The following is a 25,325-nucleotide window of genomic DNA, read 5'->3' on the forward strand; positions in this document are numbered from 1 at the left end:
GCCCGCGCGTCGCGCGAGCCCGGATCGCGAAAGTTCAATCCAGCAACTTGGTGTCGTCGGGCGCCTGCGGCGGCGTCTTGATCGCGATGGCCTTGACCTGTCCGCTGATCGGCTTGGTGCCGCCATGCGGCGTCCCCTTCGGGATGATCACGAGGTCGCCCGGCTTCACCGTGACTTCCTTGTCGCCGAACCAGATCGTGCCGGTGCCCTCTAAAATGTACTGGATCTCGTTGGTGTTGGGATGCATGTGCTTGGGCACATTGCCGACCTGGATCGAGATGGTGGCGCCATCGGCGCTCGCGAACATCTTGGAACGGAAGCCGACGGCGTTCGCGTTTCCGAGCGCGTCGCCCTCCATCTCGCTGGTATGGATGATCTGCGGAGTGATGTTTTCCGCAGCCAGCGCCGGCCGCAGCAGGTGGGTTGCGCCGCACCCGGCGGCAAAAGCGGTGGCGATCGACAGTCCGATTGCAAGGCGATTCATGGATGATCCTCCCCATCAAGAATTGTTCTTGTGGGCTCATGCTATTGCGCCGAAAGGCCGATGGCCAGCGCCTTCGGTCCTGCTTCTCAAGCCAGTCCCGCTGCTCTATGGTGCCGCCAGCCGAACGGAGGAAACCAATGAAGAACACGATAGCCAAGCTCGCGGGCGCGCTACTCGCGCTGACGCTCACCACCGGTCTTGCCGCGGCGCAAAGCAAGGTCACCATCGCGATCGGCGGCGGCTCGTGCCTGTGCTATTTGCCGACGGTGCTGGCAAAACAGCTCGGCGAATACGACAAGGCCGGTCTCAATGTCGAGCTCGTGGACCTCAAGGGCGGCTCGGACGCGCTCAAGGCCGTGCTCGGCGGCAGCGCCGACGTGGTCTCCGGCTATTTCGACCATTGCGTCAACCTCGCGGCCAAGAAGCAGGAGCTTCAGGCATTCGTCGTCTATGACCGCTATCCCGGCCTCGTGCTGGTGGTGTCGCCGTCGCACACCAACGAGATCAAGTCGATCAAGGACCTCGCCGGCAAGAAGGTCGGCGTCAGCGCGCCCGGCTCCTCCACCGACTTCTTCCTGAAGTATATGCTGAAGAAGAACGGCGTCGATCCCGCCAGCACCGCCGTGATCGGCGTCGGCCTCGGTGCCACTGCGGTCGCTGCCATGGAGCAGGGCCAGATCGACGCGGCCGTGATGCTCGATCCGTCCGTGACCGTGCTCCAGGGCAGCCACAAGGATCTGCGCATCCTCTCGGACACCCGCACGCAAAGGGATACGCTCGAGACCTTCGGCGGCGAATATCCGGGCGGCGCGCTGTACTCGACCGCGGCCTGGGTCGCCGGCCACGAGAAGGAGACGCAGGCGCTCACCAACGCGATCCTGGGCACGCTCGCCTGGATCCACTCGCACTCGCCCGAGGAGATCATGGCGAAGATGCCGGAGGAGACGGTGGGCAAGAACAAGGACCTCTATCTCGCGGCACTCAAGAACACGATTCCGATGTACTCCGAGACCGGCAAGATGGATCCGAAGGGCGCTGACGCCGTGCTCGCGGTGTTCAGCGTCGGATCGCCCGAGGTCGCGAGCGCCAAGATCGACGTCAGCAAGACCTTCACCAACAAGTATGTCGAGCAGGCCAAGAAGACCACGGGGAGCGCCAAATAACTGACGCGAAGTCTCGGTAACCAGGCGTCATGACGTCACTGACAATCCATCGCGTCACGACGCTTGATCTTGCCGTGCGGCCGATCGTCTGGCCGTTCGCGGAGGAGCGGCGTGACGAGATCGCGGCGCATTTCGCCGAGAAGCAGCGCGAACGACCAAAACTCTGGAACGGTGGCGTCCTGCTCGGGCGCGATGCGATGTTCGCCGACGGCCATCTTTCTACGACCTATTTCGAGACGGATTTCGCGAGCTTCCTCGCCTGGCGCGACTGGGGCTTTCCCGACAAGGCCGTGTTCAACGGCTTTGGCATGGGCGCGCTGCTCACCTCCGACGGCGCCTTCGTCATGGGCGAGATGGCGCAGCACACCGCCAATGCAGGCCGGATCTATTTCCCGTCGGGCACGCCCGATCTCGGCGACGTCAGGGGCGACACGCTGGACATTCCCGGCAGTGTGATCCGCGAACTCGAGGAAGAGACCGGCCTGACCGAGGCCGACTATCGGATCGAGCCCGACTGGCACTGCGTCGTCACTGGCCCAACGATTGCGATGCTGCAAATTATCAACCTGGACATGCCGGGTGATGTGGCGCGTGCGCGGATCGAAGCCAATCTGGCGGCGGAGGCCGAGCCAGAGCTCTCGGCGATCCATCTCGTGCGCGGGATGAGTGATCTCACGCCGTCCATGCCGCGATTTGTCACGGCTTTTGTCGAGCAGCAGTTCGCGTCGCGCTGATGCGCGAGGCTTGACATCGCTGCGCCCAGCCCATGTGATGGGTAAAAATACAAAACCAAAAAGAATGCAATGCACAATCGTCCAAGGAGGTTCTGATGCGCGTGCGCATGGCTGCCCGTTTGGTGCGTGGGCTGTTGGTCGCGATATCAGCGACGGGCTTGGCGCTGTCCGTCCAGGCCCAGGATCAAGGCAAAGAGAAGAAGATCAAGATCGGCGTCGTATTCGATCTGACCGGGCCTCTCGCCGGCGGCGGCTCTGAACTCGGCTATATCGGCGCAAAGATCGTTCTCGACCATTTCGCCAAGACCGGCGTCGAGGGTTACAAGATCGAGGCGGTCTATGCCGACGCCCAGAGCAAGCCCGACATCGCGATCAACGAATCCGTCCGCCTGCTCGAGCAGGAGAAGGTCGACATGGTGCTCGGCTTCTTCTCCTCGGCGCAATGCGTGCCGGTCGCCGCTCGCGTCGAGCAGCTCAAGAAGTTCATGTGGATGACGACCTGCATCTCGTCGGCCGTGTTCAACGAGAAGGGTTATAAATACGTCTTCCGCCCGCAGGCGAGCGGCGATCAATTCGGCATGATGACGATGGATTTCATCGCGCAGAACGCCAAGGCGAAGTTCGACAAGGAGCCGAAGGATCTGCGCGTCGCCATCATTCACGAAGACGGCGCTTATGGCGTCGACGTGTCCAGGGGCAACGAGGCCGGCGCGAAGAAGGCGGGCTTCAACGTCGTGATGAAGGAGGGTTATTCGGCCACCGCGCCTGACCTCTCCGCGCTGGTGACCAAGCTGAAGCGCGCCAAGCCCGACGTCATTTTCCACACCGGCTACAACCCTGATATCACGCTGTTGCTGCGTCAGGCGCGCGAGCAGGGGCTGAAGTTCGGCGCGCTGATGGGACACGGTGCGGGTTACGGCGTCTACGAGAAGCTGAAGGAAGGCATGGGCACGGATGCCACCTACATCTTCAACACCGACCCGATCTCGATCTGGCTTGCCAACCAGAAGACCATGGATCCCAAGCTCCCGCCCGTGATCAAGATGGTCGGCGAGGAGTTCGACAAGATCCGGCCCGGCGTCGCGATCCGCTCGGCGCATGTCGGCATCGGTGCGTCCAACACGTATGTGTTCATGAATGACGTGCTGCCGCGCGCAATCAAGAAATATGGCGGGGTTGATCCGGATGCGCTGCGCAAGGCTGCGCTCGATACCGATATTCCCGAGGGCGGCACCATGCTCGGCTTCGGTGTCAAGTTTTACGGCGAGGGCACGCCGATGGCCGGGCAGAACGAGCGCTCGTTCCCGGTCGTGATCCAATACATCGACGACAAATCCTCCGTGGTGTGGCCCAAGAGCCAGGCGCAGCGCGAGGCCGTGCTGCCGCTGCCGAAGGGCACCACCTACAGCAACCAGTAGCGCCAAGGCGCGCAGAGAGGAGAGCGGGACGGTGCTGGAAGTCAACGGGCTGGTGAAGCGGTTTGGTGGCTTCACCGCCGTCAACAATGTGTCGTTCAAAGTCGATCAGGGCGAGATCCTCGGCCTGATCGGCCCCAACGGCTCGGGCAAGAGCACGATCTTCAATATGCTCTCGGGTACGCTGGCGCCGACGTCCGGTTCGATCCTGTTCGACGGCTCCGAAATCGCAGGCCTTCCGCCGCACCGGATCATCAACAGCGGCATCGGTCGCACCTTCCAGATCCCGCGACCATTCCGTCGCTTGACGATCTTCGAGAACGTCGCGCTCGCCGGATTCTACGGCCAGGGCCGCCACAGCCGTGCCAGGGCCGAGGAGGCGGCCGAGCGATCGCTGGCGATGGTCGGCTTGCCGACCGATCGCCATGCCAGTGTCGATGGCCTCGGCGCAGCCGGTCTGAAAAAGCTCGAACTGGCGAAAGCGCTCGCCACCGCGCCAAAACTTCTGCTGGCCGATGAGAGCCTCGGCGGCCTCGACGAGGCCGAGATGGGTCAGGCGGCCGACATGCTGCGCAACATCCGCGACGAACTCGGCATCACCATCATCTGGGTCGAGCACATCATGGGCGTGCTGATGCGCGTCGTCGATCGCGTCATGGTGCTCGATCACGGCGAGAAGATCTCGGAAGGGTTGCCGAGTGCCGTTGCCGGCGATCCCCGCGTCATCGAGGTCTATCTCGGCACCGACGCCGAGACAACGCAGGCCGCGGCCGCCGCAGCGCGCCGCCGCGCAGGGGTGCAGTGATGTTGGAGCTCCGCGGCGTCAATGCCGGCTACGGCACCTTCCAGGCACTGTTCGACGTCGATCTCGACGTGAGGGCGGGTGAGGCCGTCGGCGTTATCGGGCCCAACGGGGCCGGAAAGACCACCCTGATGCGTGTCATCTCCGGGCTGATCCGCCCCTCGCGCGGGTCGATCAGAATGGAAGCCGTCGACGTCGTGGCGACGCCGCCGCACAAGATCGTCAGCCTCGGGATCGCGCATGTGCCGGAGAACCGGCGGTTGTTTCCGCAGCTATCCGTCGACGACAATCTCAAGATGGGCGCCTTCATGAAGGAGGCGCGTGGGCACTATCCCGAGCGGCTGGACGTGGTGTTCGACCTATTTCCGCGCCTGAAGGAGCGACGCCACCAGATGGCCGGCACCATGTCCGGCGGCGAGCAGCAGATGTGCGCGATCGGCCGCGCGCTGATGTCGAATCCAAAGCTGCTGCTGCTCGACGAGCCGTCGGCGGGGCTCGCGCCGGTCGTGGTGCAGCAGGTGTTCGAGCTGGTGAAGCGGATCCGCGCCAGCGGGCTGACCGTGCTGATCGTCGAGCAGAATGTGCAGCAGGTGCTGCGGGTGGTCGATCGCGCCTATCTGATCGAGGCGGGCACGATCAGGTCCTCGGGCACCTCGGCCGAGATGCTGGCGAGCGACACGGTCAAGGAAGCGTATCTCGGGGTGTGAGGTTCATGCGGGCATGCAAGCATTTCTGGACATTTTCGACATCTACCTGCTGGAGGCCGTGATCAACGGCATCCTGCTCGGCGGCGTGCTGGCGCTACTCGCGCTCGGGCTCAATTTGATCTTCGGCGTCATCGACGTGACCTGGATCTGCTACGCCGAGCTGGTGATGATCGGCATGTACGCGATGTATTTCCTGGTGCAGTATTACGGCATCAGCTATTTCCTCGCCGCGCCGCTCACCATCCTGCTGGTCGCGTTGCTCGGCGCGGCGCTGCATTACCTCGTGATCGCGCCGCTGCTCACGGCGCCGCCGATCAACCAGTTGCTCGCGACCGGCGGGGTGCTGTTCGTGCTGCAGAGCTTTGCCACCGTTGCCTTCGGCATCGACTTCCGCAACCTCGGCATCCGCCTGCCGGTGCTCGCTTTCGGCGACATGAATTTCAGCTACGCACGACTTCTGTCCTTCCTGGCCGCGCTAGTCGGCATGGTCGCGGTCTATCTGTTCATGACGCGGACTTTCACCGGCACCGCGATCCGGGCGATCTCGCAGGACCGGCAGATCATGGCGCTGATGGGCGTCGATACCAAGCGCATCTATCTCATTACATCCGCGATCGGCGGTGGGCTGGCCGGGCTCGCCGCCTGCCTGTTGGTTCTGCAATATGATGTGCATCCCTTCGTCGGTCTGTCGTTCGGGCCGATCACCTTCCTGATCTGCGTGCTCGGGGGCTTGGGCAATTTCATCGGCGGCTTCATCGCCGCCTTCGTGTTCGCCGAGATCATCTCGCTCGGCGGCCTGTTCTCCGATCTCGAATGGGGCTACGTGCTCGCCTTCGCGTTCTTCATCGTCATGATGTTCGTCCGGCCCGCGGGCCTGCTTGCGAGGCGCCGATGATGGGGCGGGGACGGCTTGCAGCTTGGGGTATCGGATTGGCGGCGCTGGTCGCGCTGCCTTTCGTCTATCGCGATCCCTATCATCTGCACATCATGGTGCTGATCCTGATCTGGTCGTTCGCCTATACGTCATGGTCGATGATGGGGCGGTTCGGCCTGGTCTCGCTCGGCCATGGCGGGTTCATGGGCATCGGCGCCTATGTCACGGCGCTGCTCTGGAATCACCTGGGATGGTCGCCCTGGATCGGCATTCCCGTCAGCATGGCCGCGGCCGGCGCCCTGGCGCTGATCGTCGGCTATCCCTGTTTTCGCTTTCGCATCACCGGGCACTATTTCGTGCTGGTGACGCTGGCGCTCTCCGGCATCGTGCTCCAGGTCATCACGGCGACGCGCGATTACACCGGCGGGTCGCTCGGCTACACGCCGAACCGGGCCGCCGGCAACAAGCTCTGGTCGCTGCAATTCGACGACAAGATCACCTGGTACCTGATCGCGCTCGGGGTCTGGCTGTTCGGCATCGTGCTCTGGCACTGGGTGGACCGCAGCATGGCCCGCTATGCGCTGGAGGCGATCTCGGAGGACGAGGACGCCGCGGCCGCCGCCGGCGTCGACGTCACGGCGGAGAAGCTGAAGATCACGCTGCTCAGCGCGCTGATGACGGCCTTGGCCGGCGCGCTTTACTGCCAGTACCAGATGTTCATCACGCCCGACACCGTCAGCGGCATCGCGGTGTCGCTCCAGATGGTGTTCGCAGCCATCGTCGGCGGCCTGTTCGTTTCGCTCGGTCCGACCTTCGGCGCCATCATCACGATTATGCTGGCCGAGACCCTGCGCATCGGCTTTGGCACCAAGGCGGTCGGCTGGGACAATCTCGTCTACGGCGTGCTGCTGGTGCTTTTCATCATATTCCTTCCGAAGGGCATCCTTGGTAGCTTGCTCGATCGATTGAAGCCGCAACGCAAGGTGCCCCGCGCTCATGAGCAAGAAGCCGTCCAAATCGCTCGCCCAGGAACTTGACCGCTACATCACGCCATTCCGCTACGACGGTTCGGGCAAGTTTCATCTCAAGGACCACAAGACCGACGAGAAGGGCGATCTCGACAAGGAGAAGGCGCAGGAGCTTCTCGACGCCAACAAGAAGCGGCTGATCGCGTTTCAGGAGAAGCTCTACGCTCAGGACCGCTGGTCGGTGCTGATCGTGTTCCAGGCGATGGACGCCGGCGGCAAGGATTCTGCGATCAAGGCGATCTTCGAGGGCATCAATCCGCAGGGCTGCGCAGTCAGTGCCTTCAAGGCGCCGAGCAGCAGAGAGCTCGACCACGACTTCCTCTGGCGCCACGCGGTCGCGCTGCCGGAGCGCGGCCATATCGGCATCTTCAACCGCTCCCATTACGAGGAATGCCTGGTGACGCGGGTGCACCCGGAGATACTCGCCAAGGAGAAGCTGCCGCCAAAGCTCGTCACCAAGAGCATCTGGAAGGAGCGGTTCGAGGACATCTCTGCGTGGGAGCGCTATCTCTGTCGCAACGGCACCGTGGTGCTGAAATTCTTCCTCAACCTGTCCAAGGACGAGCAGCGCGAGCGCTTCCTCGACCGGCTGGAGGAGCCGGCCAAGCAATGGAAGTTCTCGATGGACGACATCAAGGAGCGCGCGCTGTGGCCGCGCTACCAGGCGGTCTATCAGGACATCGTCCGGCACACGGCAACGCCTCACGCGCCGTGGTATGTCGTGCCGGCCGATCACAAATGGTTCGCCCGCGTCGTGATCGGGTCGGCCATCGTCGCTGCGCTGGAAAAGCTCGATCTGCGCTTCCCCCGCGCCGACAAGGCTTCGCTGGGCGAATTCGACGAGGTGCGCAAGGCGCTGGAGAAGGAGGAGAACGAGGAGAAGGCGGGCAAGAAACAAAAAACGCGAAAACAACCCCATGCACAGTAGCCGGGGATAGCGAAATCAATGACTTGAAGGCCAGCGCGAGCGCCTGCGGATTTAACGAAATCGTTGACACGTCGGGCAAAACAGGAGCATGATGTCATCATCCCCAAACCCTCAGTCCCCGCGCGCCATCCCATAGCAGACGCGCTCCACATTGGCGGGAAGGGCGGTTCTTGCAATCCGCCTACTTCTCGTATTTCGCTGCAGCGAATCCCTCGCAGGTGAGATGGAACGCGCCCTCAAATGTGATTTGCGCACCATTGATCTTGCTTGACAGTCTTGCGTCACGGGAGGACCATCCCAATGGTCGCAAACAAGCGACGCGCAACGTCCACATCAAGAGCAAGGGGAGGTCTATGACACCACCTCCGCAGAACCAGCCGCGTTAAGTGCGATGGAGCTCGTTCGGACTATCGCATAGCGGCAGAAACGCGAACGGCACGCCGGGCCAAGGTCTAGTGGGCTGCATCAGTGTGGCATGGCCCCTACCTGCCCGGCGCTGTATTCTGCATCACACCGATTGCATCACAGCGATCATGTCGGACGGCCGTGACGAGGCCGCCGCGCTTTCGATATCCTGCTTCTCTCCTCCTCCTCCTCATCGCGTCATTCCGGGCCGACTCCCGGAATGACGCAGGGTGATCGCATATCAGCACGATCGCACATGACGTCTCGGCGGCGCCTGAGCGAGCGCCTCGTCCTTCGAGACCACCGCTTCGCGGCCTCCTCAGGATGAGGCTCAACTGCATCCATCTGCATTGAAATGCTGCCGCATACGCATCCCCTCATCCTGAGGGCCCGCCGCAGGCGGGCGTCTCGAAGGATGGCCGCAGCCGAGCTTCCAGCCGCGTGCCCGCATTCCAATCGCTGCACGTCCGGCCTTGAGACCGTGGTTCCCGCTTCCTGCACCGCGGCAAATGCCAAGAGAATGTCGCCTCATTGGCCAACTTCCGACACAGCGCCCGGGCGAATAGCGTCGATCCGACATGATGCATGTGCTTCGGCGGTGACGGTCCCGACGTCGCCGTCGCATTCATTTTTCCCAGGGAATCCCTCGTGTCGCATAAGCTTGCCTTCGCGCTTCTCGCCGCGCTCTTGATCGCGATCTCGTCTCTCTCCAGCGTCCGCGCCGCGCCGCCTGCGCCTGCGGCAAACAGCGCTGCCGCGTTATCGCCCGATGAGGCCAAGCGCGCGCTGGAGACGCTGCAGGATGACAAGAAGCGCGCGCAGATGATCGACACGCTGCGTGCGATCGCCAATGCGTCCGGTGCACAGCAGCCCGCGCCCGAACCAAAATCGCCGATCCCGCTCGCGGCCGACGGCCTCGGTGCGCAGCTCATGCTCACCGTGTCTGAGGAGATCGGCGAAATTTCGCGAGACGTCGCCGATATGGCCAGGACGCTCACGCACTTCCCGGCGTTCTATTACTGGATCGTGCGGACCGCGAACGATCCCGCGGCCTACAATCTCCTGATCGAGATTGGTTGGAAGCTCGCGCTGGTGTTCGGCTGCGCCTTCTGCGCCGAATGGGTGATGTTCCGTCTGATCCGGCGCCCCGTCGCGTTCCTGGAAGGACGCATGCCGCAGACCGCGCGCCTGCCGGTGCAGGTGTTGCCCATTGCCGATCCGCCGTCATCGGTGGCCGATGTCACCCCGGCGCCCGAACTGCACATGCGCCGCCACAGCCTGGCGCGGGCCTGGCAAATCATGCTGCGGCTGCCGCTCGTGCTGGGACGCTTCCTGCTCGAGCTGCTACCCGTGTTGGTCTTTGTCGGGGTCGCCACGGCGCTGCTCGGCACCGAGATCGGCGAGCCCACCACCGTCCGCCTCGTGATCCTCGCCGTCGTCAATGCCTATGCGTTCTCGCGCGGGCTCATCTGTGTGGTCCGTGTGCTGGCGGGACCGTTCGGCTTGTTTCCGGTCAGGGCCGAAACCGCCGCCTACATCGAGATCTGGGCGCGCCGTATCGTCGGTGTCGGCGTCTCCGGCATCGCCTTTGCGAATGTGGCGCTGCTGCTCGGCCTGCATCGCGGCGGCTATGCCGCGCTCCTGCGCATGGTGATGCTGGTCGTGCATCTCTTCATCGTCGTGATCATCCTGCAATGCCGCCGCCAGGTCGCCGAAGCCATCCGCGCTCCGGCCGACCGGCAGGGGATCGCGGCGGGACTGCGCAACCGCATTGCGGGCGGCTGGCATTATCTCGCCATCGCGCTCGACCTGGCGCTGTGGGCCGTGTGGGCGCTGAACATTCGCAACGGCTATTCGTTGCTGCTGCAATATTTCGTCGGCACCATCGCGGTGGCGCTGATCACGCGCGTTGCCATCATGCTGACGCTGGGCCTGATCGACCGCGGCTTCCGCATCAAGCCGGAAATCCTTCAGCGCTTTCCGGGCCTCGAGATCCGCGCCAACCGCTATCTGCCACTGCTGCGCAAGATCGTATCCGGCGTCATCGCCTTCATCGGCCTGGTGGCCGTGCTCGAAGTCTGGGGCGTCGACGCCATCGTCTGGTTCTATGGCGGCCAGATCGGCAGCCGGCTGATCTCGGCGGTGGTGACGATCGGACTTGCCGTATTCATTGCAGCTGCGATCTGGGAAGCCAGCAACGCGCTGCTCGACCGCCAGATCAATTCGCTGTCGCGGGACGGGCACTATGCGCGCGCAGCGCGGCTGCGGACCTTTCAGCCGATGCTGCGCACGGCATTGCTCTGCCTGATCGCCACTGTCGTCGGCCTCACGGCGCTCAGCGAAATCGGCGTCAACGTCGCACCGCTGCTGGCGGGCGCCGGCATCGTCGGTATCGCCATCGGCTTCGGTTCGCAGAAGCTGGTGCAGGACCTCATCACCGGGCTGTTCCTGCTGCTGGAGAACACCGTCCAGGTCGGCGACAACGTCAGCGTGTCCGGGCTATCGGGCGTGGTGGAGAACGTCTCGATCCGCACGATCAGGCTCCGGGCCGGCGACGGTGCCGTGCACATCGTGCCGTTCAGCGCGGTCACGACCATCACCAACGCCAGCCGCGGCGCCGGCAATGCGTCCGTCAGCGTCAACGTCGCCTACAAGGAGGATACCGACCGCGCCGGCCAGATTCTCAAGGACATCGTCGACGAGATGCGCCGCGAGGTGGAATTCCGCAGCCTGATCCGCGGCGATCTCGAGCTCTGGGGCATCGACAAGGTCGACGGCGCCATGGTGTCGATCGTGGGCCAGATCCGCTGCACCGAGGCTGGCCGCTGGCCGGTGCAGCGCGAATTCAACCGCCGCATGAAGCAGCGTTTCCAGCACAACGGCATCGAGGTCGCATCCGCCACCCAGACCATCCTGATGCACATCGCGCCGCCGGCTGACAGCGCTCCGAACCTGACGCCGCGGCGGGCGGTCGGCTAGGGTATCTGCTCATAAACGTCGGCTTACCAATCCAAAGCGGAAGTCTCCCACCTTGCGTGTGATCGGCGGCTCGTGACCCGTTGCCGACCTCGGCAATCCGCTTCTGCACGTCGCCGCGCGGCAGCGGTCGCCTTCGGTATTTGACAAGACGCGAAGAACTCAAGGTTGCGAGATATTCAGCGCTCCGTACGTCAGATTGCGCATCGCCGTGAAATAATAGCTGACCTTTTCTGGTGCGACCTGGATCATCTGTACAGCGATCATCTTCTGCGCCGGATCAACCCAGAACTGCGTCCCCCAAACTCCACTCCAACCAAAACTGCCGGCCGACCCGCCGCTGGTGCGAATGGCAAAGCCGAGGCCAAATGTTGTCCCATCGTCTGGGCCGACACTGCGGCCCACAAATCTAACATCGCTTGGTAGGGCGTTGGCGGTCATCAGCTTCACTGTCTCAGGTGCGAGTATCCTAACTCCGTCGAGCTCACCGCCATTGAGCAACATTTGGCAGAAGCGCAAGTAGTCGAGAGCCGTTGAGGCAAGTCCGCCGCCACCTGAAAGGAGCTTGCGCGGTTTTGTGATGTCGAATTGAGGAGGACGCGTCGTTGGTGCCTCGACCACGCGGTCGAGGTTTTCGCTCGGTACATAGAAGCCGGTGTCAACCATCCCGAGGGGCTTGAAGATGCGGCTCTGCAGGAATTGATCAAACTGCTGGCCGGAAGCAACTTCGACAACCCTCGCCAGAACATCTACGCCCCAGCTGTATTCCCAGACCTCACCCGGTTGGTGGGCCAGCGGCAAGCTCGAAAGACTTGTCACAAACTCGCCGAGGGAGTTGTCCGGCTCGAAAGCGGCCCTAGCATAGAGCCTGTTGATCGGCTCATCCAAATATTGCGGCGGATAGACCAAGCCGGAAGTATGACGAAGTAGGTCGCGCACGGTCATTGGTCGCTTCGGCGGTTCTAGCGCAATGTCGATCTTCCCTGACGCCGGGTTAGGCTTCGCGGTCGCGACTTGCATGGTCTTCAGCTCGGGCAGGTATTTCGCGACCGGAGCATCGAGATCGAGCTTGCCGTTGTCTACCAGCATCATGGCTGCAACACTGGTGATCGGCTTGGTCATTGACGCGATCCAGAAGATCGAGTCAGTCGTCATGGGAATGGTCTTTGCGCGATCTTGGAAGCCAATGGGTTGAAGATAGGCAAGCTTGCCCTCTTTAGCTATGGCGATGACTGCACCCGACAGGTCCTTGCCCGAAGGGTCGACTGCATCAATCCGTTTCTTGTACCAAGAGGTAATCTGCGAAAATCCCCCTATCGAAGGGTTCTTGATAGCAGGATAGATAGCTGTCGAGAGCGCGACAGTCATAACAACACATCCGATTGCACTGACGAATGCCAGCGCCTTTGTCCGCGAGTGTTGCATATGCGTCATGGCGTGCTTCCGCGAAGATAAAGTGGCTCGCTCTGCGTGCGCTTGTGGCACATTCAGCATATCGATTTGAATGAGGGGTGCTACTGCCGTTACGGTGCGCAATGTCGCTTGTTGGGCCCGAAGCTGACCTGTCCCGCGCAGCCGGCCCAAGCCCGCTACTGACCCAACCCGGACATGATCTATCGGGTCATGGCAGTTGACAGCGTTTCTCATCTGGATCATTTTATCTTCAGGTAGATACGACCTGCTGCTTGCGCCCGTGTGGGGATGGTAAACGTATCATAGGTCTTTCATAGACCTTTGCCCGAACGAACGGGTCAGCAACGCAAGCTCCTGGCACCTCGGTTTCGTTCAAAGCAAAGGATGAAAGATGATGCGCAATTATCGCCACGCCAAAGCCATGGCGCAAACGGCTCGGGCCTTTCTCGCTGACCACGGTGCGAAGATTACCAATAGTCAAAGCCTTGAACTGATTGCCAAGGCGTTTGGCGTTGCCGATTGGAACACACTTGCAGCTGCAATTCGCGGCGACGTTACCGCGCCGCGCATGAAGGATGCGGCGCCATCAACCACAGTCGATGCGGGGATTAGGCCTCGGGCACCTCGGTTTTCTACTGAACTTGAAATCACTCTGCAGCGCGCCCTCGGCTATGCCGATGCGCGAAAGCACCAGTATACGACGCTAGAACACCTGCTGCTCGCGCTGACAAATGACGCTAATGCTTCGAAGGTGATGCAAGCGTGCGATGTCGATCTTGCGGCGCTCCAGAAAAGTCTGACTGACTACATCGACAATGAGTTGATAGCCATCGTGGTCGAAACCGGCACAATCCCCGGCGAATCCCGCCCGACGGCGGCGTTTCAGCGTGTAATGCAGCGGGCTATCTCGCACGCCGAACAAATGGGCCAGCAGGAGGTTACCGGCGATAACATGATGGTGGTTTTCTTTGCCGAGCGGCTAAGCCCGGCAGTGCGACGGCTCTATAGTCAGAACATGACTGCTCAGGATGCGGCGGCCTTCGTTGAGCGCGGCATCATTAAACGAGGTGGCACCGCCGCGCCCTGATCGGTGCGGTGCCGCGCCCAATTTGGGGCTTCCGCAACTGGCCCAACTCGGACCTAGGGTGAGGTGCGCCAACACGGCCGGTACCGCGGCCAGAGCGGACCTCGCACGAAGTGCAGCGCGAGTTTATGAGTCCACGCCCTAAGCGGTCCGGCCTCAATCCCAGCTTGCCTCTGCCGGCCCGGCAGCGTTCACTCCGGCTCCAGCGCGCTGACAACATGCGGGCGACAAAAGGGTGGGAGAGACTGATGCGGGGGCGGTGGGCTGGACTGCGCGGTCATGTGATTGTCATTTGTGTGTTGCTCGGATGTGCGGCGTGGGCCACACCGGCAAACGCCCAGCCGTTTCCATCGCGTCCCATCACCCTCGTGGTGCCGTTCGCTGCGGGCGGTCCGACCGATACTCTGGCGCGGATCCTGTCCGAGCGGGTCGCTGCCGAGTTGCACGCGACGATCGTGGTCGAAAACGTCGCCGGCGCCTCCGGCAGCATCGCCGGCGCCCGCGTCGCGCGTGCAACGCCTGATGGCACCACGATCACGATCGGCCATTGGGGCACGCATGTGCTCAACGGCGCGATCTTCAAGCTGCCATACGATGTGATCGCCGATTTCGAGCCGGTCGCGACGATCGCGATGGGCACGCAGCTCATCGTCGGCCGGAAGTCGCTCGAGGCCAACACTCTGAAGGAGATGATCGCGTGGCTGAAGGCCAACCCCGGCAAGGTGACTGCCGGCACCGCCGGCGCCGGCACGGGTGCCCACGTCGCCGGTGTCTTCTTCAAGGAGAGAACCGGCACCGACTTCCAGTTCGTGCCCTATCGCGGCGCGGGGCCCGCCATGATCGACCTCGTGGCCGGGCAGATCGACATCATGTTCGATCAGGCCTCGAACTCGCTGCCGCACTACAAGAACGGTGCGATCAAGGCGTTCGCGGTGACGTCGCCGACGCGGCTCGCCTCCGCGCCCGATATCCCGACTGTCGACGAGGCGGGGCTGCCCGGTCTCTACATCTCCTACTGGCACGGCATCTGGGCACCGAAGAACACGCCGAAGGAGATCGTCGCGAAGCTCAACGCCGCCATCGTCGCCGTGCTTGCCGATCCCGCCGTCAAGCAGCGGTTTGGCGAATTGGGACAGGAGATTCCTCCGCCCGATCAGCAGACGCCCGCAGCGCTCGGAGCCTTCCAGAAGGCCGAGATCGAGAAATGGTGGCCGATCGTGAAGGCCGCCGACATCAAGGCGGAGTAGCTCGCGGCGCCACACGCGCTTCCCTCATCCTGAGGATGTCGCGCAGCGGCCGTCTCGAAGGATGGCCGCGAGTGAGATCGCGCGGGCTTGTTCCGCCTCTTCCGCTTGCGGGAGAGGCCGACGAGCCCCGGGCGATGCGCAGCATCGTCCCGCGCGCGGCGGGTGAGGGCTCTCACCGCACAGGGACATCCGCCGCGATTCTCGACAGTCCCGACGCGGAGATACCCCCACCCCAACCCTCCCCCGCAAGCGGGAGAGGGAGCCCCACCGCCAACGCGGCGCGTCTTGCACACCCTCACATGAGAGGAGTGTCTAGCTTTGCGGCGTTAACCTTTTCGTGCACGACGGCCGTCTGTCGCGAAAACCTCGCTGCGGTGCGGGATCACGATCCTTGCCGCAGGCGTCTGCCTCCTTGATCTCCAGTGAGCGCTGGCCGACAATGCCCGCCCTTCAATAAGAAACTCCCTGGGGGAATTCGTGAATAGACCTGCTCGGGTCAGCGCCCATTCGACATCGTCCGATTCCGTGCACGGCATGGCGCTGCTGCGCGATCCCCTGCTCAACAAGGGCACCGCCTTCACCGGGCAAGAGCGTGATGCGCTCGGCCTGCGCGGCCTGCTTCCGCCTTGCGTGCTGACGATGGAGACCCAGGTCGAGCGCGTGCTCGTCAATCTGCGCACGCTGCCGACCGATCTCGAGAAATATGTCGCGCTGAATGCGTTGCATGACCGCAACGAGGCGCTGTTCTTCCGTGTCGTCGTCGACAATATCGACGAGATCCAGCCGATCATCTACACGCCGACGGTCGGGCTCGCCTGCCAGAAATACGGCCTGATCTTCCAGCGCCCGCGCGGTATGTTCATCTCCTCGCGCGATCGCGGCCAGATCGCCGAGATCCTGAAGAACTGGCCCTATCCGGCCAAGCTGATCGTCGTCACCGATGGCGAGCGCATCCTCGGCCTCGGCGATCTCGGCGCCAACGGCATGGGCATTCCGGTCGGAAAGCTCTCGCTGTATTCCGCCTGCGCCGGCGTGCATCCCGAAACGTGCCTGCCGATCGTGCTCGACGTCGGCACCAACAACGAAGAGCTGCTGAAAGACCCGTATTATCTCGGCTTGCGCGAGCGGCGGCTCACGGGCGAGGCCTATGACAGCTTCGTCGACGAGTTCATGGTCGCCGCGCGAAAGACCTTTCCGGGAGTGCTGATCCAGTTCGAGGATTTCGCCAACCATTCGGCGTTCAAGCTGCTGCACAAATACCGCGATGAGGCCTGCGTCTTCAACGACGACATCCAGGGCACGGCTGCGGTGGCGCTCGCGGGCCTGTTTTCGGCGCTGCGCGTCAACGGAGGCAAGCTGAAGGAACAGCGCATCCTGTTCCTCGGCGCGGGCGAGGCCGCGACCGGCATCGCCGATCTCGTGACGTCCGCGATGATGGCGGAGGGCGCCTCTGAGGCAGAAGCGCTCCGCCGCAACTGGCTGGTGGATTCCCGCGGCCTCGTCGTCGGCGGCCGTGAAGGCCTGTCCGGCCACAAGCTCCGTTATGCCCATGCCGGCCAGGCGCCGATCGCCGACTTCCTCACGGCGATCAGGACGCTGAAGCCGACGGCGATCATCGGTGTTGCCGCGGTCGGGGGTGCCTTCACGCCCGACGTGCTCAAGGCGATGGCCGAGCTCAACGAGCAGCCGATCGTGTTCGCGCTCTCCAATCCGACTTCGAAGGCCGAATGCTCGGCGGAGGACGCCTACCGCTACACCGGGGGCCGCGCGCTGTTTGCCTGCGGCAGTCCGTATGACCCGGTCAAGCTCAACGGTCGTACCTTCGTGCCGCGCCAGGGCAACAACTCCTACATCTTTCCGGGCGTCGGCCTCGGCGTCATCGCCAGCCGCTCGCGGCTGGTGACGGACGAGATGTTCATGGCGGCCGCCCATACGCTCGCCGACTGCGTCGGCAAGGACGATCTCGCGCAGGGCAGCCTCTATCCGGCGCTGCCGCGCATCCGCGAGGTCTCGGTGCGTATCGCCGCCGCCGTCGCCGATGTCGCTTTTCAGCGCGGGCTCGCGGACGGACCCGCGCCCAATGACGTGAAGGGACTGGTTCAGTCCCAGATGTACGAGCCGCAGTACTGAGGCCTGATGATTTTGATTGCCTCGATCTGGCGGCTGGCTCAGTCACCTCTCCCGCTTGCGGGAGAGGTCGGCGTGCCCGGGCGATGCGAAGCGTCGTCCCGCGCGCCGGGTGAGGACTCTATCCTCTTGGGGAGTCCCACTGGGGAGACACCCTCACCCCAACCCTCTCCCGCAAGCGGGAGAGGGAGCGCACCGCCCTCGCAGGTCGCAACGCGCCCTCGTTAAGTCAGCACGCGATACCATTTCAGGTAGAAACTCCGTTGCGCGGCGCGGGCGTATATGCGACGCTCTGTAGCGTTACAAGAAAATGCGAAACCAAGGTAAGCCGCCATGGACGATCGTTTGCCGGACCTGGGCGACCTCGAGCACGAGGTCATGCAACTGGTTTGGGCCCATGGTCCTGTCACGGCCGAGGTTGTGCGCGAGAAGCTGTCGCGTCGGCTGAAGGAATCGACGGTCCGCACGGTGCTGCGCCGGCTGGAAGAAAAGGGCTATGCTCGGCACACGGTGGACGGACGCACCTATGTCTACCACGCAGCCGAAGCGCGCGCGCGGGTTGCGGCCAAGGCGGTGCAGCGCATCGTCGACTGGTTCTGCAACGGCTCGATGGAGGAGGTCCTCGTCGGCATGGTCGACAATGCAATGCTCGACCAGCAGCAGTTGCGCACGCTGGCCGACCAGGTGGCCAAGGCGAAGAAGGCGAGGGGAGTGAAGAAAGAATGATCGCAACTCTGGCGGAGGCGGCGCTACGCTCCCTTGTGCTGGGAGGCGTCGTCTGGTTTGGTCTCAACCTGTTTCGCGTGCGGAATCCGCACGTCCACATGACGGCGTGGGTCGTCGTGCTGCTGGCATCGCTGGCGATGCCCTTGGTGATGCATTGGCCGACGGTCACGATCACCCGGCTGCCATTGCCGGTATCGGTGCCGGCTGATGTCCTGCCGGCTGATATCTCGATGTTTGAGATGCCGCAGCCCATGCAGCCGATCGCGCCCGGCGCGGCGATTGCTTCTCCGGCGGAGAGCGGCGTCTCGATCAATTGGTGGCTGATCGCCACCGTCGTCCATGCCGGCGTTGCCAGCCTGTTGCTGCTGCGGCTGGCCATCGGCCTCTGTCTGACCTGGCGCCTCGCGCGCGCGGCAAGACCGATCAACGGTCTGCAGATGGTCGACGCCGATGTGCGCGTCAGCCGCGAGGTCGGCGGTCCCGTCACGTTTGGCTCGACCATTCTGGTGCCGCCGCAATTTTCCGGCTGGGACGCCAAGAAGCGGCTCGCGGTGCTCGCGCATGAGGGCGCGCATGTCGCCAACCGCGATTTCCATATCCTCCTGCTCGCTTCCCTCAATCGCGCGGTGTTCTGGTTCAGCCCGTTCGCCTGGTGGCAGCTCGCGCGTCTTGCCGAACTTGCCGAGATCATCAGTGACGCCGAGGCGATCGAGGTGATCGACGATCGGCTGTCCTATGCGGAAATCCTGCTTGATTTCGCAAGCACGGTAAACCCGCGGCCGGTCGAGCTCGCGATGGCGCGGGCCTCGACCGTGCGCGCGCGCGTCGAGCGCATCATCGCGACTGCCGTGATGCCGGTCGCGGTCGGCTGGCGCAAGCGGCTGTGGATCGCGGCCGCGATCGTCCCGGCCGTGATCGTGTCCGCCGGCATGATCGCCTATCGCACCCCAGAGCCTGCGCCGCTCGCCGGCGATAGTGGAGAGGTGCCGGCCCAACATTACCGCCCCTTCGTCAATTTCTACGCCATGGGCCCGGCCTCGGTGTTCGCCATCTTCCGCGAGGGTGATGATCTCTACGGCCAGCTCACCGGGCAACGTCGGCTGCGCCTGACCGTCGGCAGCGACGGCACCGCGTCCTACCTGGCTTCGTCGAGCGAGATCACGTTCCCGCTCGATGCGGAACGCCGCTCCTCCGAACTGATGCTGCGGATCAACGGCCGCGACGTGCGCGCGGTGCGTGTCGCCGAGATGCCGGCGCCGACGACCGAACCTGCCTCGCTCGATCAATATGTCGGCTGGTATAGGATTGCGCCGAACCGCGTGCTCACCGTCCGCCGCGATGGCGACCGTCTCTGGCTGCAGGAAACCGGGCAGGGGGCGACGCAAGTCCTGGCCGAGGGCACTGATGCCTTCTCCTTTCGCGGCGACCATCTCGTGATCTTCCTGCGCGACGAGCAGTCGAGGGTCTCGCGCGTGTTGCTCCAAAGTGCGGTTTTCGGCGCCCGCCTCGCAGCCCGCGTCGATGCGGCGGTGGCTCAGGCCGTCGAAGCGGATTTCGCGCGCCGCCTTGCCGAAGTCCCCGATCGCTTCAGGGAGCAGGTCCCGGCGGTCGGCGGCAAGGAGATGATCGTGCGCGGGATCGAGGATCTGCGCGCCGGCACGCCGAACTACGATCGCATGAGCGCGCCGCTCGCCGCCAAGATCCACCGCCAGCTCAATGAAATGCACGCGACGTTCGTCGCGCTCGGCGGATTGGAATCGATCTTCTTCCGCGGCGTCGGTCCCGGCGGCTACGACATCTATGGCGCGAAATTCGAAAACGGCACGGCCGAATTCCGCCTGCTGATCGAGCCCGACGGCAAGGCCGGCGATGTGATCTTCCGAGCCGACGGCAACGACGAACTCGGTGGCATCGTGCCTTGCTCGGAGGAGGCGAACGTGCGCGGCCGCGCCGGCACCTCGCCGATCAGGATCATGGTCTATAACGAGATGCGCGACGACATCCAGGTTTTCAATCTCGATGCCGACGGCAATCGCAAGACGCAGAGCGTCGTCAGGCCCAACATGACCTGGGCCTCCACCACCACCGTGAACAATCCGTGGGTGATTGCCGACAAGTCGGGACGGTGCATGGAGATCCTGGTGCCGGGTCGGCAAACGCGCTTCCACAATGTCGAGGCCTCAAACCTCGGCGCGCGTCCGGGTCGCGCAGCGCGGCGCGCCGTTCCGATCGCCAATGGCGAGGAGATGCTGCGCCGTTACATCGAGGGCGTCGGCCGGGGACAGCCGGACTACGAGCGCATGACGTCGGAAGTCGCCGACATCACACGCGCGCAGCTTCCGTTCGATCAGGCGATTCTGACGCGGCTGGGTGCGCTGCGTGCGGTCTCCTTCCGCGGCGTCACCGCGCTCGACAGCGATATCTATGTTGCCCAGTTCGCCAACGGTTCGGCGGAATGGCGCATCGGTGTCAGAAACGGCACGATCACGAAAATCGCGCTCGGGCCGAATTTTTAGGACGAGCGCCGCTGCCGCTCTGCGGGAGTGGTGGCGCCCGAGTTCGTGGCGGCGGTCGCTCAATCTATGCTTGCAGACTCACGTCGTGAATGCTACAATACGTAGCATTACGGTTCGTAGCTTCGCGCCGACACCGTCGGCAGGCTCGAAAGAATTAGGCATTCGTATGAGCAGTTCTGCAAAGGCCGATTCTGTGCTGGCGCTTCATCGCTTCGGAATGGGGCCGCGTCCGGGATCGATTGCGGCTGTCGGGACCGACCCGCGTGGCGCGCTGATCGCCGAGCTCGACCGTCCGCTCGTCCTGAACGCCGCCGCCACCCTCCCCTCCAGCGCAAAGGCCTATCGCACCGTGGCCGATGCCAATGCGCGGCGCACGGCGCGCGCCAAGCAGGCCCAGCAGCAGGCTAAAAAGCAGCAGGTGGCGGCGACGCCGACCATGTCGGAAGACCAGACGCAAGGGCAGGTAGCGGACAAGGACGCCGCCGAGATGGCGGCCAAGCAGGCAGCCGACGCCATTCCCGATCCCGGACGTCCGATCTATTTGCAGGAAGCCAAGGTGCGCACGGAGGCTGCGCTTTCCGCCGACATCGGTTTCGCCGAGCGGCTGGTGTGGTTCTGGTCCAACCATTTCTGCGTCTCGGCCAACCGGATCCAGAGCATGTCCGGCGCCTATGAGCGCGAAGCCGTTCGCGCAAATGCGCTCGGCCGCTTCGTCGATCTCCTGCTGGCCGTCGAGGGTCATCCGGCGATGCTGGTCTATCTCGACAATCTTGGTTCGATGGGCGCGAATTCGACGGCCGGCATCAACCGTAGCAGCGGCCTCAACGAAAACTTCGCGCGCGAGATCATGGAGCTGCATACGCTCGGCGTGCGCGCCGGCTACACCCAGGACGACGTCATCAGCTTCGCCAATGTGCTGACCGGCTGGACGCTGGTGCCGCCGGGCGCCGATCCTCAGCACGGCGGCGATTTCACCTTCAATCCGCGGCTGCACGAGCCCGGCGGACAGACCGTGCTCGGCAAGCGCTACGAGCAGGAGGATGCCGAGCAGGGCCGCGCCGTGTTGCGCGATCTCGCCGCGCATCCCGCGACCGCGACCCATGTCGCGACCAAGCTCGCGCGCCATTTCGTCGCCGACGATCCGCCGCCGGTGCTCGTCGAGCAGATGGCAAAAATCTTTCGCGACACAGAGGGCGATCTCAAGCAGGTCGCGATTGCGATGGTGTCCTCGGACGAGGCCTGGCGCGGGCCGCCGTCAAAGCTCAAGCGCCCCGGCGAATGGGTCGTCGGCATGGTGCGTGCGACCGGCATCACGGTCGTCGATCCCGTCCGCTTCACCGGCGGCCAGGAACTGCTCGGCGAGGCGCTGTGGCGTCCGTCGGCGCCGAAGGGCTATCCGGATGACGAGCCCAGCTGGATCGACGGCGTCGGCCGGCGGCTCGACGTCGCCAACAATTTCGCCGAGCGCATCACTGGCATGGCCGATCCGCAGGCGATCATCGAGGACGTCTTCGGATCCGAGATCGCGCCCGAGGTGAAGCAGGCGGTCGGCCGTGCCGAGAGCCGGCAGCAGGCGTTGGCGCTCTTGTTCATGTCGGCGGATTTTCAGAGGAGGTGAGCATGGGCGTCGTCAATCATTTGCCCACGCGGCGCGAGCTTCTGGTCGGGTCCGGCGCGCTGTTCGCGTGGAGCCAGATGCCTGGGATCGCGCGCGCCGAAGGGCGCGATCCGCGACTGCTGGTCATCGTGCTGCGCGGAGCGCTCGACGGCCTCGGCGCGGTTGCGCCGGTCGGCGATCCCGACTGGATTTCCTTGCGCGGCGATCGTGCGCTGGTGCTGGACGGCAAGCCGCCAGCGCTGCCGCTCGATGCCTTCTTCGCGCTCAATCCGGCGATGCCGAACCTGCATCGGCTCTACAAGAGCGGCAAGGCTGCCATCGTCCATGCCACCGCGACGCCCTATCGCGAGCGTTCGCATTTCGACGGCCAGGACGTGCTGGAAAGCGGGCTCGTCAAGCCCGGCATGACCAGCTCGGGATGGCTCAACCGCGCGCTGCTCGCGCTGGAATCCGGCGGGCGTGTCGACCCGCGCGGCAGCCGCGCGCTCGGCATCGGCTCCGTGACGCCGCTGGTGGTGCGCGGTTCGGCGCCTGTCATGACATGGGTGCCGCAGCGATTGTTGCCGGCGAGCGAGGACACGCAGAACCGCCTGCTCGATCTCTACCAGCACACCGATCCGAAGCTTGCGACCGTGCTCCAGGCCCGCATGAAGCTCGCTTCGCTCGGCGGCGCATCGGGCACGGGCGATCCGATGTCTGACGATCCGACCTTGGCGCCGCCCGGCATCGCGCGCGTCCGCGCCTACTTCGCCGAAGCCGCCGGCACGGCCGCGCGCTATCTCGCCAAGCCCGACGGTCCGCGCGTCGGCGCCATGGGCTTCGTCGGCTGGGATACGCACATCGCCGAGGGCGCGGCCTCGGGCCAGCTCTACAATCTGCTCGGTGCGCTCGACGGCGCCTTTGCCGCAATCGAGAGCAACATGGGCGAAGCGTGGCGCGAGACAGTCGTGGCCGTTGTCACGGAGTTCGGGCGAACCGCGCGCATCAACGGTACGCAGGGCACGGACCACGGTACGGGCACGGTCGCTTTCCTGATCGGCGGCGGGCTCACCGGTGGCCGCGTGATCGCGGACTGGCCGGGCCTGAAGCCGGCGCAACTCTTCGAGGATCGCGATCTCAAGCCGACCACGGATTTGCGCGCAGTGTTGAAGGGCCTGCTGAGGGATCATCTGCGTGTCGAGGAGAAGGTGCTCGCAGACGCCGTCTTCCCGGGCAGCGCCGACGTCAGGCCGATGGGAGGCCTCGTCGGCTGACGACGCGGCTCTCGCAACCGGATCGGGTTCATGATGTGCACGCTGACACAACGGGAGCTCGACTTTCTCGCCAGCCTGAAAACCGGCTGGCGGCGGCTCTATTGGCGCGAGCTCGCGCGACTCTCGAGGAGCGACGCCGAGCCTGGCGAGGTTCAGCCGCAGATGCGCCCGATGATCTGGCGCGTCGTATCGGGCCTCTCCGACGAGTCTGTCTCGATTCAGGACAAGCCAGTGTGGTGGAATCGTCACAGCTAAACGCGAAACGGCTGCGGCCTCAGGCGCGCTTTCGTTCCGACAAGGTTCTGCCCTCATTGCCCACCGAAACTCGGGGCCGTTCGGAGGGCGCATCATGTCTCGATTTGCACGTGCCGAAACTGCCCGGATTTCGCCGGCAACCCTGTGCCGGATCCTGCTCGCCGTCATCGGCGCGGCGTCGCTTGCGGCGTGTGCGCAATCGCCGGTCGGCCGCCAGAAGGCCGATCTCGGCACCCACCGCCAAGCCGCTGTCGAACGACCGCACAGGGTGGCGGCGCTGCATCCGCGTCCGATCAGCCGGGCGCGCGTCCCCGACGGTGATGCAAAGCAAAGCGTCTCGCACGGCGTCGCCAGCTTCTATTCGGACACGGAGACGGCAAGCGGCGAGCGGTTTGACAAGAACGAATTGACCGCGGCCCATCCCAGCCTGCCGTTCGGCACTAAGCTGCGCGTCACCGATGTCTCGTCCGGCCGGTTCGTGACCGTCAGGATCAACGATCGCGGGCCGTATGTTCGCGGACGCGTGGTCGACATCTCTCCCTCCGCGGCTGAGGCGCTCGGCATGGTCGACAAGGGTGTCACCAATGTCCGGCTCGACGTGGTGCGATAATTTGCAGTGACATCGATCCGAAATGCTGTGCTTAACCGACTGTTAGCCGCCTCCAGCGCACCATGGATACCGAGCAATTCGGGAATCCACCGAAGCAATTGGGGGCGGCGTTTGACCACGATCCAGTATCTCGAAGATCAGGCCGCACGCGCCGAGCGGCTGGCCAAACGGATCACGGATACATTGACGATCGAAAAGCTCCTGACCTTCGCGGGCGAACGCCGCCGCGAGATCGAGGTCATCGCCGGCAAGTACCGGCGCGCCTGATTTTCATCCTCCATGCACGCTCAGCTATGGCTCTCGACGAAGTCGCTGAGATAGTCGGGCAGCGTCACGCCATCGATGTCGCAGCGCGCCCGAATCTCGCCGGCGACGTCGGTCGAGATGTCCTTCATCCAGTGCTCGAGCGTGTTGAAGGAGATGACCTTGACGGGGTCGTTGAAGCAGCCGGCGACGAGTTCGCCAATCGTGGCGTCGAGATCGCTTCGCTCGACACGGATTTCGGTCGCCTTGTCGAGGCGGTCGATCACCACGAACAGGGTCTGGTCTGCGCCATAGGGCACGACCGGGGCTGGCACGCCGGCTTCAAGCATGTGAGGCACTCACGCCTTCGCTTCCGATCACCATCAACGGGAAAAACCGGAAGAAGGTTCCTGCGGTCAGCAAGCTTCTGCGAAGATCAGAGAAATTCGCGCAGGCGCGCCAGCTCGGTGATGTGCTCAGGCGAGAGGATGTCCGTGACCAGCGGCGGCTGCGCGATCGTGCGGATCTCATAGAGATGCCGGGTCGCCGCCGGCTTCGCCATGAACGCCGAGATGCATTCGTCGAGCGTGCCCTCGATCACCTGGTACGACGCTCGGTCCGACCGTCGCCGGTTCGCAAGCGATGGCCATTTATGCAGCACCGCAAGGACACCAAAATCGACCTTTGAATCCCCAACTACGTCCCCCATCGTCCCGC

23 protein-coding genes are annotated in these 25,325 nt (G+C 63.9%); 19 read left to right on the plus strand and 4 right to left on the minus strand.

The annotated features are described in order from the left end of the window. Nucleotides 1-34 precede the first annotated feature (34 nt). Nucleotides 35-484 (minus strand): cupin domain-containing protein, encoded by a 450-nt coding sequence (locus ABIB80_RS18710; RefSeq protein WP_007601007.1) that lies wholly within the window; start codon nucleotides 482-484, stop codon nucleotides 35-37. A gap of 137 nt (nucleotides 485-621) precedes the next feature. Between ABIB80_RS18710 and ABIB80_RS18715 the strand changes: the two genes are divergently transcribed. The 9 genes from ABIB80_RS18715 (at nucleotide 622) to ABIB80_RS18755 (ending at nucleotide 11,519) form a co-directional block, all read left to right on the plus strand. Next, entirely contained in the window at nucleotides 622-1,647 is a 1,026-nt protein-coding gene (locus ABIB80_RS18715) for an ABC transporter substrate-binding protein (protein WP_007601009.1), read from the plus strand. Between the two features lie 29 nt (nucleotides 1,648-1,676). Further along, complete coding sequence (locus tag ABIB80_RS18720; RefSeq protein WP_007601019.1) at nucleotides 1,677-2,381, plus strand: hypothetical protein; 705 nt, start codon at nucleotides 1,677-1,679, stop codon at nucleotides 2,379-2,381. A 95-nt stretch (nucleotides 2,382-2,476) separates the two neighbouring features. After that, the gene (locus tag ABIB80_RS18725; RefSeq protein ID WP_007601021.1) at nucleotides 2,477-3,799 is read left to right on the plus strand and encodes an ABC transporter substrate-binding protein; all 1,323 of its coding nucleotides are present in this window, start codon (nucleotides 2,477-2,479) and stop codon (nucleotides 3,797-3,799) included. 31 nt (nucleotides 3,800-3,830) lie between these two features. Next, nucleotides 3,831-4,601: an ABC transporter ATP-binding protein gene (locus ABIB80_RS18730; RefSeq protein WP_007601023.1), complete on the plus strand. Its 771-nt coding sequence runs from the start codon at nucleotides 3,831-3,833 to the stop codon at nucleotides 4,599-4,601. Further along, complete coding sequence (locus ABIB80_RS18735) at nucleotides 4,601-5,305, plus strand: ABC transporter ATP-binding protein (RefSeq protein WP_007601025.1); 705 nt, start codon at nucleotides 4,601-4,603, stop codon at nucleotides 5,303-5,305. The genes ABIB80_RS18730 and ABIB80_RS18735 overlap by 1 nt, the downstream gene beginning before the upstream one ends. A gap of 13 nt (nucleotides 5,306-5,318) precedes the next feature. Continuing rightward, a complete protein-coding gene (locus tag ABIB80_RS18740; protein ID WP_219683482.1) occupies nucleotides 5,319-6,200 on the plus strand; it encodes a branched-chain amino acid ABC transporter permease in 882 nt (293 codons plus the stop codon). Then, nucleotides 6,197-7,216 (plus strand): branched-chain amino acid ABC transporter permease, encoded by a 1,020-nt coding sequence (locus ABIB80_RS18745; protein ID WP_007601029.1) that lies wholly within the window; start codon nucleotides 6,197-6,199, stop codon nucleotides 7,214-7,216. Before ABIB80_RS18740 ends, ABIB80_RS18745 begins: the two co-directional genes overlap by 4 nt. Further along, complete coding sequence (locus ABIB80_RS18750; protein ID WP_007601037.1) at nucleotides 7,176-8,135, plus strand: polyphosphate kinase 2 family protein; 960 nt, start codon at nucleotides 7,176-7,178, stop codon at nucleotides 8,133-8,135. Before ABIB80_RS18745 ends, ABIB80_RS18750 begins: the two co-directional genes overlap by 41 nt. Before the next feature lie 1,053 nt (nucleotides 8,136-9,188). Beyond that, nucleotides 9,189-11,519 (plus strand): mechanosensitive ion channel domain-containing protein, encoded by a 2,331-nt coding sequence (locus ABIB80_RS18755; protein ID WP_035995549.1) that lies wholly within the window; start codon nucleotides 9,189-9,191, stop codon nucleotides 11,517-11,519. A gap of 159 nt (nucleotides 11,520-11,678) precedes the next feature. On the opposite strand, the gene ABIB80_RS18760 is transcribed toward ABIB80_RS18755, so the two are convergent. Continuing rightward, nucleotides 11,679-12,884 carry a serine hydrolase domain-containing protein gene (locus tag ABIB80_RS18760; protein ID WP_354128126.1) on the minus strand — a complete coding sequence of 402 codons (1,206 nt, stop codon included), beginning with the start codon at nucleotides 12,882-12,884 and terminating at the stop codon, nucleotides 11,679-11,681. 436 nt (nucleotides 12,885-13,320) lie between these two features. Here ABIB80_RS18760 and ABIB80_RS18765 point away from each other — a divergent pair, with 436 nt between their 5' ends. The 10 genes from ABIB80_RS18765 (at nucleotide 13,321) to ABIB80_RS18810 (ending at nucleotide 24,632) form a co-directional block, all read left to right on the plus strand. Then, complete coding sequence (locus ABIB80_RS18765; RefSeq protein WP_354128127.1) at nucleotides 13,321-14,016, plus strand: Clp protease N-terminal domain-containing protein; 696 nt, start codon at nucleotides 13,321-13,323, stop codon at nucleotides 14,014-14,016. Nucleotides 14,017-14,261: 245 nt separating this feature from the next. Continuing rightward, a complete protein-coding gene (locus tag ABIB80_RS18770) occupies nucleotides 14,262-15,260 on the plus strand; it encodes a tripartite tricarboxylate transporter substrate-binding protein (protein WP_007601040.1) in 999 nt (332 codons plus the stop codon). A gap of 477 nt (nucleotides 15,261-15,737) precedes the next feature. Further along, on the plus strand, nucleotides 15,738-17,390 hold the full coding sequence (locus tag ABIB80_RS18775; protein ID WP_083869971.1) for an NAD-dependent malic enzyme: 1,653 nt from the start codon (nucleotides 15,738-15,740) through the stop codon (nucleotides 17,388-17,390). Nucleotides 17,391-17,720: 330 nt separating this feature from the next. After that, nucleotides 17,721-18,113, plus strand: coding sequence for a BlaI/MecI/CopY family transcriptional regulator (locus ABIB80_RS18780; RefSeq protein ID WP_007601043.1), 393 nt, complete (start codon nucleotides 17,721-17,723; stop codon nucleotides 18,111-18,113). After that, a complete protein-coding gene (locus ABIB80_RS18785; RefSeq protein WP_007601045.1) occupies nucleotides 18,110-20,629 on the plus strand; it encodes a M56 family metallopeptidase in 2,520 nt (839 codons plus the stop codon). The genes ABIB80_RS18780 and ABIB80_RS18785 overlap by 4 nt, the downstream gene beginning before the upstream one ends. Nucleotides 20,630-20,795: 166 nt before the next feature. After that, nucleotides 20,796-22,247 carry a DUF1800 domain-containing protein gene (locus ABIB80_RS18790; RefSeq protein WP_007601047.1) on the plus strand — a complete coding sequence of 484 codons (1,452 nt, stop codon included), beginning with the start codon at nucleotides 20,796-20,798 and terminating at the stop codon, nucleotides 22,245-22,247. A 2-nt stretch (nucleotides 22,248-22,249) separates the two neighbouring features. Continuing rightward, a complete protein-coding gene (locus ABIB80_RS18795) occupies nucleotides 22,250-23,500 on the plus strand; it encodes a DUF1501 domain-containing protein (protein WP_007601049.1) in 1,251 nt (416 codons plus the stop codon). Between the two features lie 30 nt (nucleotides 23,501-23,530). Further along, on the plus strand, nucleotides 23,531-23,755 hold the full coding sequence (locus ABIB80_RS18800; RefSeq protein ID WP_007601051.1) for a hypothetical protein: 225 nt from the start codon (nucleotides 23,531-23,533) through the stop codon (nucleotides 23,753-23,755). 94 nt (nucleotides 23,756-23,849) lie between these two features. Then, nucleotides 23,850-24,365 carry a septal ring lytic transglycosylase RlpA family protein gene (locus ABIB80_RS18805; RefSeq protein WP_007601053.1) on the plus strand — a complete coding sequence of 172 codons (516 nt, stop codon included), beginning with the start codon at nucleotides 23,850-23,852 and terminating at the stop codon, nucleotides 24,363-24,365. A 111-nt stretch (nucleotides 24,366-24,476) separates the two neighbouring features. After that, entirely contained in the window at nucleotides 24,477-24,632 is a 156-nt protein-coding gene (locus ABIB80_RS18810; protein ID WP_198288273.1) for a hypothetical protein, read from the plus strand. A gap of 20 nt (nucleotides 24,633-24,652) precedes the next feature. Here the strand turns inward: ABIB80_RS18810 and ABIB80_RS18815 are convergent, their stop codons facing one another. Together ABIB80_RS18815 and ABIB80_RS18820 are read right to left on the minus strand one after the other, a co-directional pair. Next, complete coding sequence (locus ABIB80_RS18815; protein WP_007601056.1) at nucleotides 24,653-24,958, minus strand: hypothetical protein; 306 nt, start codon at nucleotides 24,956-24,958, stop codon at nucleotides 24,653-24,655. 86 nt (nucleotides 24,959-25,044) lie between these two features. Further along, nucleotides 25,045-25,317 (minus strand): hypothetical protein, encoded by a 273-nt coding sequence (locus tag ABIB80_RS18820; RefSeq protein ID WP_007601058.1) that lies wholly within the window; start codon nucleotides 25,315-25,317, stop codon nucleotides 25,045-25,047. Between the last annotated feature and the right edge of the window lie 8 nt (nucleotides 25,318-25,325).

This window comes from Bradyrhizobium sp. i1.15.2 (genome assembly GCF_040548425.1).
Classification (GTDB): domain Bacteria; phylum Pseudomonadota; class Alphaproteobacteria; order Rhizobiales; family Xanthobacteraceae; genus Bradyrhizobium; species Bradyrhizobium canariense.